This is a genomic window from Microvirga tunisiensis (genome assembly GCF_009296175.1).
Classification (GTDB): Bacteria; Pseudomonadota; Alphaproteobacteria; order Rhizobiales; family Beijerinckiaceae; genus Microvirga; species Microvirga tunisiensis.
Genome location: NZ_VOSK01000253.1, coordinates 1 through 9,243, shown reverse-complemented (window position 1 = coordinate 9,243; position 9,243 = coordinate 1). Strand labels below are relative to the sequence as shown.

Sequence of the window (9,243 nt, the reverse complement as noted above, 5' to 3'; positions counted from 1 at the left end):
GAACAAGAGCATCCGGGAGTGGACCGAGCTGCTGGCCGGCGACGAGGTGCTGGCCACGGCCATCCTCGACCGCCTGCTGCACCGAGCGCATGTTCTCAACATCAAGGGGCGCAGCTATCGCCTGCGGGATCTGGAGGAGGCTCTCCAGCGGGCTCACGCTTGAGCCGTCGTAAAACTGGATGTCGCCTTATCTCGTAAATCTCGGTGTCGCTTGACAACTGTCGGACCTTTGGCATTCGAGCTCAAAAATCCTGACTATAAGACTGCCACGATGATCACCGATGCGATCAATCAGTACTCCCAGCAACGGTATGGGGTCCGCGTCGCATCGCCGCGCGATTACCGCACGGTCGTCTTGCAGAAGCCGAAGAATGTCGCGGCGACCCGCTTCATTGCCGAACTGGGCGACCTTGAAATCAGGCCGGACACGCCGGCCCGGATTGTCGTGGATCAACGGACCGGAACGGTAGTGATCGGGAAGAACGTCCAGATCTCGACGGTGGCAATCACACACGGAGCTCTGACGATCCGAGTGACCGAAACTCCTGAAGTGTCTCAGCCTGATCCATTTTCCATGGGACAGACCGTCGTTGTGCCGCGTACTCAGATCACGGCTGCAGAGGATAGGGTGCCGCTTGCCATTGTCCGGGGAGCGGATCTGCAGACGCTCGTCAAGGGGCTCAACCAGATGGGTCTTAAGCCGTCCGATGTGATTGCTATTCTTCAGGCAGTGAAAACGGCCGGCGCCCTTCAAGCAGAACTGGTGATCCAATGACCAAATCCACGATCGTCAAAGCCCTCCTGCCAATGGCGCTCGCCGGCGCGCTTCTCGGGACAACTGCACACCAGACTGTCCTGGCGCAGGATGTCAAAGCGGACATCAAGAACAACCAGTACTGCGCCAATATTGCCGATGCGGCATCCGACACGCGCTTCGCTCTTCAGAAGCAGGCTCTTGCCGATATGGAAAAGGAAATCGAGGGTCGCCTCAAGGTCCATGAAGCCAAGCGCGCCGAGTATGAGGAGTGGCTGCGCCGCCGGAATGAGGTCTTGGAGAAGGCGGACGAGACCATCGTCCTGATCTATTCGCGCATGCGCCCGGATGCCGCTGCATTGCAGCTGACCAATATGGACGAAGAGATAGCGGCGGCCGTCATCGCCAAGCTCAACCCACGAGTGGCGAGCGCCGTCCTGAATGAAATGGAGCCGGGGCGCGCCGCTCAGCTGGCGAATGTCATCACCGATGCTCCAAAGCGGGACAAGAACACCGTGAGGCAGAATTGAAACGTCTTATCCTGATTGCTGGCCTGTGCTTCCTCGGCGCTTGCGCGACGAGACCTGAGGATCTTGGACGCGAGCCAGGGATGACACCCGTTGGGTCCGGCATCGCCGTCGAAAGGGAGCCTCTCCCTCACCTGTTCAAGGCCAGCGGCCGGAGTGCGGCAAACTCCACCTGGAGCAATGCCAGCGCCGACCTCTTTACGAGTCCCCGGGCAAGGCAGGTTGGCGATATCGTCACGGTCAACATCCAGATCGACGATAAGGCCGAATTCGACAATGCAAGCGATAGATCGCGGCAGTCCTCGATCAGTGCCGGGCTGGATTATGCGTTTTCGTTCAAGGGATGGAACGCTGACGGCACCGGAGATGTCGGTGTCGATTCGTCATCATCATCGACCGGACAGGGAACGATCGATCGATCGGAAAAACTGCGTCTTTCCGTTGCGGCAATCGTCAATGAGGTCCTTCCGAACGGGAACGTCGTGATCAGCGGATCGCAGGAAGTGCGCGTGAATTTCGAAGTCCGCGTCCTCAACATTGCCGGAATCGTGCGGCCGAGGGACATCTCGCCGAAGAACACGATCGGCTACGACAAGATCGCGGAGGCTCGCGTGTCCTATGGTGGTCGCGGGCGCCTGATGGAGGTCCAGCAGCCTGCCTATGGACAACAGATCTACGACGTCGTGGCACCTTTCTAGTCAGATCATTGGGACGAGAGAAGAATGGCCAAGGCCTTAGAACTTCCAGCGCCTTCCGGAACCGTTCCGAGCAAGGAGGGATCGCTCCGATGGCTCCTGACGCTCGGCCTCCTGACCCTCCTGTCCGCTGCCATCGGCGGTGGGTTTGGCTTGGTCATGGTGTCCGGGATCGAGAAGCAGGTCGAGGAAAAGTACAAGGCTTTGCCGCAGAAGGCTGAGGTCGCCAGCCCTTATACGGGCAGCATTACGCTCAAAAAGCTCGCTCCTGTCGTGACCAATCTGGCAGGCTCGGAAAGCGATTGGGTCAGGCTCGAGGCGTCCATCGTTTTTAAGCCGGGTGACGAGCAAAATCCCGACGTATTGGTGTCCGAGACGAGGCAGGACATCTTGTCCTATATCCGCACCATGTCATTGGCGCAGATTCAAGGCCCGAGCGGCCTCCTTCACTTGCGGGAGGATCTCAACGAGCGGGCAAGACTGCGCTCAAAGGGAGCGATCCAAGAGCTGGTGCTTGAAACCCTGATTGTTCAGTAGGATGCAGTCTTTGTCGCATTCGCAATTCGTTTGGTGAATGCCTCTCTACTTTCCTGAAAGACATAGTGACCGATGCCTCTACGTTTTATATTCACCAGTGCATTCCTTTTAGCGGCAACGAGTGCTCACGCTCAGATTGCCGGCCTCGAGTCTCTCATTCCCGCCGGCGATGGCGCGGTCAGTGGCCGGATCATTCAGCTTGTCGTCCTTCTGACTGTTCTGTCCCTGGCTCCTGGCATGCTGATCATGGTGACCAGCTTCACCCGGTTCGTCGTCGCCTTCTCGTTCCTGCGCTCCGGTCTCGGCCTTCAGAGCACTCCTGCCAACCTTTTCCTGATCAGCCTGTCCTTGTTCATGACCTTCTTCGTCATGGGTCCGACCTTCGACCGGGCCTGGAATGACGGGGTCAGGCCGCTGACGGAGAATCGCATTTCCGAGGCAGAGGCGTTCACCAGGACAACGGAGCCTTTCCGCGACTTCATGCTGACCCATGTCCGGCCCAAGGATCTCCAGATGTTCAGCGATCTGGCCGCGGTCAACTACCCCAAGCCCAATGAGGGCGAGAAGATCGACCTCCGGATCCTGATTCCGGCCTTCATGATCTCCGAACTAAGGCGAGGATTCGAGATCGGCTTTCTGATCGCATTGCCGTTCCTCGTCATCGATATGATTGTGGCAACCCTGGTGATGTCCATGGGCATGATGATGATGCCCCCGACCGTCCTGGCGCTACCGTTCAAGATCCTGTTCTTTGTCCTCATCGATGGATGGAACATTCTCGTGAGTGGCTTGGTGAGATCGTATTTCTGAGCGCCCTTCATTCTACTGCACCGCACAAATTTTGGACGCCAACGGAGAAGCAGCAACCTTCGCACAAGGTTGGCGACGCACAAGTGATCTCGACACCTCTTACCAGTACCGAGATTCTTTATGCCTGGTCGTCAACACGCCGAAAGACTGTGGAGTAGTTTGATGCTGCTGGGCGCTCGCCGCCTGGCTGCCTTGGCCGCGATCGGTCTTGCTGTTTTTCTGTCCGTCGGTATCGGCGCCTATTACCTCAGCCGGCCCGCGCAAGAGACACTCTATACGGGGCTTGACCGAGAGGATGTCGGGCGTATGGGAGTAGTCCTGAAGGATGCAGGCATTCCTTTCGATGTGAGCGCCGACGGAACGGCCCTCCTCGTCAGCTATGGCAATACGGCCCAGGCGCGGATGCTGCTGGCCGAGAAGGGACTGCCGCACAGCACGAAATCTGGCTACGAGCTCTTCAACGACCTCGGCTCGCTCGGTCTCACATCCTTCATGCAGGAGGTCACCAAAGTACGGGCTCTCGAGGGCGAGCTTGCCCGCACGATACAGGGTATGAAGGGCATCAAGGCTGCACGCGTTCACATCGTTCTGCCGGATCGCGGTTCATTCCGCCGCGAGCAGCAGCCGCCTTCCGCCTCGGTCGTCATCCGCACCGCCCCCTCCGATGACACATCGTCCGCGCAGGCCATCAGGCATCTCGTCGCGGCAGCTATTCCGGGGATGGCGGTTGAGAAGGTCACCGTCATGAACACGGATGGCACGCTTCTTATGTCCGGCGATGATGCTTCAAATGCCTCGACCGGTAAGATGGCTAAGCTCGAGAAGACCGTTGGTCTGGAAATCCAGGACAATGTGCGCCGCACACTCGCACCATATCTCGGAACTGGCAATTTCGAAATCAGCGTGGCTGCTCGCCTCAGCACGGATAAGGTCAGCACCAACGAAACGATTTTCAACCCAGAATCGAAAGTCGAGCGCTCGACGCGTACGATTAAGGAAACCGAGGTTTCGCAGAACAAGAGCGGCCAGAAGCCGACTACTGTTCAGCAGAACCTGCCCGATGAAAGCGTCCGAGCCGATTCGAGCGACAGCGCGAGCGAGGACAACCAGCGACGCGAAGAGCTGACGAACTACGAGATTTCGTCCAAGACAGTTCAGACGATCAGCGACGGCTATCAGATCAAGAATCTCTCCGTTGCCGTTCTGGTGAACAAGTCCCGCATCACATCGCTGCTCGGCGAAAATGCAACGCCTGCCGAGATGGACGCAAAGGTCGCAGAGATCGAGCAGCTTGTATCGTCCGCAACGGGCTTCAGCAAGTCCCGTGGCGATCAGATCAAGGTTGCCGCCGTCAGCTTCGTCGACGATGGCGGAATGCTTCAGCCTGTGTCGGGTCCGTCACTGACTGAAATCCTCATGCGTCAGTTTGGAACGGTCATAAACGCGCTGACGATCCTTGCTCTGTGCGCCATGATGATCTGGTTCGGGTTGCGCCCCGCTGTTCGAATGCTCATGGCCCGACACCAGGCTGAGCTCGAGCTCCAGCGTGAGCAGGCGGCGGCGCTGGCTGCGGCCGAAGCTGAGGAGGCTCTTGAAGCCAGCAAGGAGACCGCTTTGCAGGTTACTTCCGAAGCGGATGAACAGAACTTGATCGAGATGCCGCGGACTCCGCAACGGAAACTGGAGCAGATCATCGAACTCAGTGAGGAGCAGGCTGCGGCCGTTCTGAAACAATGGCTCGGACGGGAGGCTGCGTAATGGCAGGGACGATAGCCAGCCTTTTGGCGGACTTCTCAAGTCCAATCGCTCGCGAGTCTTCGGGAATCGGTCTTCTGCGCGCCGTCAAGGTTACGCCCGAGACGGATCCGGAGCCACAGCAACCTGTCGTCGATCGCCAGGCGGAATTCATTAAGTCGGTAGAAGCAAGAGTCCGGGCTGAGGAAAGAGAGATCGCGCGCAAAGAGTTTGAGGATGCCATTGCGGCTGAGAAGGCCCGCCATCTAGAGGATATGAATGATCAGCGTACGATCTGGGTTGAGCAGCAGGCTCTTCAGATGTCAGCCCAGATCGCGACGGCGGTCGAGCACATCGAAGCAAATCTCTCGGAGAGGATTGCAAATATCCTCAGGCCTTTTCTTTCGGAAGCTTTCCGTCAGCAAACTCTTGCTGAGTTCAAGGATGTTCTTGCAACGTTACTTTCAGGTCGTGACGCGAGTCTTTTGAAGATTTCTGGACCGGAAGATCTGCTCACAGCCATGAAATCACATCTTGGACATTATGAGAGTTCGATCGAGTTTTTTTCGAGCGAACACGTTGAGATTCGTGTCGCGACGCAAGATACGCTTGTTCAAACGCAACTGAATTCCTGGTCGGTCCGTCTGGCCCAGGCGTTAGAAGGCTGATGGTTGATGGCGAATTCAGATAAGCAGGAGATCGTCATCGTCCGAAGAAGCGACGATGGTGAGGATGTCGTCAAAGGAGGCGCATGGAAGATTGCTCATGCGGACTTCATGACGGCTATGATGGCATTCTTCCTCGTGATGTGGCTCATCGGCCTGACTGACGAAGAGACCCGAAGCGGCGTTGCCAATTACTTCAACCCAGTTCAGCTGGCCGAATCGACCCCAAACAAGAAGGGGCTCGACGACCCTCAGAATGTTCCTCCCGAGAATGAAACGGACAACACCAAGGACGGGAAGGAAAAGGGAAGTGGCGAGGGGACAGGGGGCAAGTCTCATCAACTCCAGAAGCCACGATTCAAGGAGGGTGCTCTCTTCCAGGATCCTTATGCCGTTCTCGCCAAGATCGCTGATGAGGTCGAAGCAAACCCTCACGATACGCTCGGCGCCGATGTCACGCCGGGCGAGAGCGACGTGCCTGGCCTCAAGGCAGGAGAGGCCTTCAGGGATCCCTTCGATCCCCTGTATTGGCAGGTCGCGCCGGTCGAGGAACTGAAGACGGATACACCATCGAAGCCGGGAACGGCAGCACCGGCTCCTTCGAAGGCTGTCATGGATGCGGTTGCTGCTTTGAGCCAGAAATCTCCGGCTGGCAGCAAGTCGGATCCGAAAGCCTCCGTCAAGGCGCGGACGCCTGACGAGAGCCAGGAGCAGCAGCAGAATGGCACAACTTCCGATCCCGGGCGTCAGGCATCGAATATAGAACCGAACGCAGCGACGATGGCGGATCTGAAGGCGGCAGAGTTGAAGAGGGAAATCCTGAAAGCTGTTCAACCGGCGAAGGATCTCTCGCCGCAGCCGCATATTGAAGTTCGCCGGACCGGTGCTGGAACCCTGATCAGCCTGACGGATGATTTCGACTTCACGATGTTTGCCGTGGGCTCGGCCGAACCGCATGCAAAGGTTGTGCGCGCGATGGCGGAGATCGCAAAAGTTCTGCAGTCCCGCCCGGGCAAGATCGTCATCCGGGGACATACGGATGCTCGGCCTTTCAAATCAGCCAATTATGACAATTGGCGGCTGTCCCACGCGCGGGCTCAGATGGCGCTCTACATGCTCGTCCGTGGTGGATTGAACGAGAGCAGAATCGTGCGGGTCGAGGGTCATGCAGATCGTGAGCCGAAGATCCCGAGCGATCCGAATGCGGATCAAAACCGCCGGGTTGAGATCCTTCTGCAGGAGTGATCACCGATGAAAGGTCTTTCATTGCCGCTCATTGCGATTTCTTTGCTCCTCGTTGCGGAAGCGGCGGTGGCCGAGAGTACGTCGCCTTCACAGGAAACTGTAGAGCAGAACGTTCAGCCCGCCACCGGTCCCAGCCCTGTTCAGCTCGTGCGTACTTTGCATCTGATGCAGGACCAGATTGCGATCGGGTCCACCGAGGCTCATATCGGGCAGCGTGGCCTGCTGGGGATCCTGGACGACAGGTTCATGGATCTGGAGCCGGAGACCTGGCAGACGAGCAAGAATTCCCGAGCCGCGGTCTCCTTCGTCCTCAGTGGCGGTAATCCAGGGATACTGAGAAAGCTTCTGGAATTAGGCTCCTCGGTCATTGCAGAGAATGACCGGCCATTAATCGAAGGCGCACTGGCTTATGTCGAGGGTAGAGAGGAGGCTGCGCAGAATGCGCTCGCATCCTTGGACCCTCGCTCCCTTCCTCCTACTCTGGGAGCGCAGTTGGCCTTGGTTCAATCGGCTCTCGTTGTGCGGAAGGATGCTGCGAAATCAGACGAGTTGCTGGACTTCGTCCGACTTCAGGCGCCTGGCACCCTTCTTGAAGAGGCAGCCTTGCGCAGGCAGGTCTTCGTGGCGAGCCAGACCAACAATATGAAAAAGTTCCAGACCCTCGCCACTGACTATCTGCGACGCTATCGTCATTCGATCTACTCCGGCAACTTCAGGCAGAGGCTGGCCTCCGCGCTGACGCGAATTGACTTCGGGAAGGAGTCCTCGCGGTTTGAAGGCCTCGTGGCGATGATGTCCGAGCTTGAGCTGGATGCAAGGCGCGATCTTTACCTTTTGGCAGCACGTTCATCGATTGAACAGGGGTTCACCACATCGGCCCGATTGTTGGCCGACAAGGCTCAGGAGCTGGTGGGATCAGACAGGATGAGCGCCGCAAGAGCAAAGCTCTACCGCGCGGCATCGTTGATCACATCGCCTCAGGCCATCGATGGTGCCGTCAACGATCTTCGCAGTCTCGACCGGACCGTTCTTGCGGCGAGCGATCTGGGCTTGCTGGATTCCGCTCTCGCAATGGCAGGCCAGATACGTAAAATGCCCGAGATTCAGTCGCAGCAGGTCGCTGAAGCGAGAACGGAGTCGGTCAAGGTCGTAGCCGAGCGGCCGATGGACGTTTCCGCTCCTGCGCAAGGGCTGGAACAGCTTCAGGCGCTATCCAAAGCACGTGACGCCCTAAGTCGCGTCGACAAGTTGATTAAGAATTAGGCGTATACAAGCCGATGAGCCGATTAGATCTTCTGTCACAGACAACGCCGAGGCTTGTGGACACCCCGTCGCGCAACGCATCTCTGAATCCAGACGCCCAGGAGAGCAGTGGAAACGCTGCCTCGTCCGACTTCGGTTCACTCCTGGACGGCTTTTCAGGAAAGTCGCAGAAGGAGGGTGTAGGGGCATCTCAGCAGAAAACAAACATTCCAGACAACGAAGCGAACATGGCATATCTGGAGTCGGATGCGGCCGATGGCGATGCGCTGCAGGCTCTCCTGCCTGAGGTGGCGCCGAGTGACAATTCTGCAGGTACGTCAGTTCTCCAATCCGGAAGCCCTGCGTTCTCAATTCTCGAGAATCTCCTCCCTCGCATTCTGGCGCGAACCGCTAATGCTGGCGATGCCGATGCTGCACAATCGAGCGCATCTCTTGCATCAGCCCATCTGTCCATGCCGCCGCAGGATGTGGGCGAGCTAAGTCCAGCAAATTCGGGATTGGGATCCAAGCTCGCAGTGTCGGTTCAAAATCAGGAAACGCATTTCAGACCCATCTTTGAAGGGCTAAGCATCGCTCCAACGGAATTAGGCACGGCGGTTTACAACAAAGAGGCAATCCCGGCATCTGAGAATCTGCTTACCGGGAAAATCAAGGGCGTTGGGGTGAAGGGCCTTCAGCCACCTGCCGGCGAGGGATTAGCTCACGCCTCGACCGATATGGCTGTCGAAGCAGATGTCGCAGGAAGGGGCGAAGAACAGGGAACTGTAAAAGACGTTTCTTCGGGCCGTATTTCCAATCGCTCAGAGATGCAAAAGCTGTCGACGATCGCCGGGTCGAAAGCGGAAATCGCTTCTCTCCCTCCTTCAACACTCCAGCATCTCGCTAACCCGGAAAATTCATGGAGGGTTGGCGGGTGTAGCTCAAGTGCCTGAGATGACTTAGGATTTGGTTGTTGAATCCGATCCGCCTCATTTCTGGGAGAACCCACCCGCCATGAACCATTCTACGCTTCC

9 protein-coding genes and 2 pseudogenes are annotated in these 9,243 nt (G+C 57.5%); all 11 read left to right on the top strand.

What is annotated here, in order from left to right; translation table 11 throughout:
* A pseudogene (locus FS320_RS32375) lies at positions 1 to 142 on the top strand (ATP-binding protein); the annotation flags it as partial.
* Between the two features lie 45 nt (positions 143 to 187).
* Positions 188 to 775 (top strand): annotated as a pseudogene (locus FS320_RS32370) (flagellar basal body P-ring protein FlgI); the annotation flags it as partial.
* Positions 772 to 1,284 (top strand): MotE family protein, encoded by a 513-nt coding sequence (locus FS320_RS32365; RefSeq protein ID WP_152716538.1) that lies wholly within the window; start codon positions 772 to 774, stop codon positions 1,282 to 1,284. The pseudogene FS320_RS32370 and the gene FS320_RS32365, both read left to right, overlap by 4 nt.
* Positions 1,281 to 1,979 (top strand): flagellar basal body L-ring protein FlgH, encoded by a 699-nt coding sequence (flgH, locus tag FS320_RS32360; RefSeq protein WP_152716537.1) that lies wholly within the window; start codon positions 1,281 to 1,283, stop codon positions 1,977 to 1,979. The genes FS320_RS32365 and flgH overlap by 4 nt, the downstream gene beginning before the upstream one ends.
* Before the next feature lie 24 nt (positions 1,980 to 2,003).
* The gene (locus tag FS320_RS32355; RefSeq protein WP_152716536.1) at positions 2,004 to 2,513 is read left to right on the top strand and encodes a flagellar basal body-associated FliL family protein; all 510 of its coding nucleotides are present in this window, start codon (positions 2,004 to 2,006) and stop codon (positions 2,511 to 2,513) included.
* Between the two features lie 72 nt (positions 2,514 to 2,585).
* Entirely contained in the window at positions 2,586 to 3,323 is a 738-nt protein-coding gene (gene fliP / locus FS320_RS32350) for a flagellar type III secretion system pore protein FliP (protein WP_152716535.1), read from the top strand.
* A gap of 120 nt (positions 3,324 to 3,443) precedes the next feature.
* Positions 3,444 to 5,081: a flagellar basal-body MS-ring/collar protein FliF gene (fliF, locus tag FS320_RS32345; RefSeq protein WP_152716534.1), complete on the top strand. Its 1,638-nt coding sequence runs from the start codon at positions 3,444 to 3,446 to the stop codon at positions 5,079 to 5,081.
* Positions 5,081 to 5,725, top strand: a complete 645-nt coding sequence (locus FS320_RS32340; protein WP_152716533.1) for a hypothetical protein — start codon at positions 5,081 to 5,083, stop codon at positions 5,723 to 5,725. Before fliF ends, FS320_RS32340 begins: the two co-directional genes overlap by 1 nt.
* A gap of 6 nt (positions 5,726 to 5,731) precedes the next feature.
* Complete coding sequence (locus FS320_RS32335) at positions 5,732 to 6,967, top strand: MotB family protein (RefSeq protein ID WP_152716532.1); 1,236 nt, start codon at positions 5,732 to 5,734, stop codon at positions 6,965 to 6,967.
* A gap of 21 nt (positions 6,968 to 6,988) precedes the next feature.
* Positions 6,989 to 8,230 carry a chemotaxis protein MotC gene (locus tag FS320_RS32330; protein WP_152716531.1) on the top strand — a complete coding sequence of 414 codons (1,242 nt, stop codon included), beginning with the start codon at positions 6,989 to 6,991 and terminating at the stop codon, positions 8,228 to 8,230.
* A gap of 14 nt (positions 8,231 to 8,244) precedes the next feature.
* Positions 8,245 to 9,162, top strand: a complete 918-nt coding sequence (locus FS320_RS32325) for a hypothetical protein (RefSeq protein ID WP_152738701.1) — start codon at positions 8,245 to 8,247, stop codon at positions 9,160 to 9,162.
* Positions 9,163 to 9,243 lie beyond the last annotated feature (81 nt).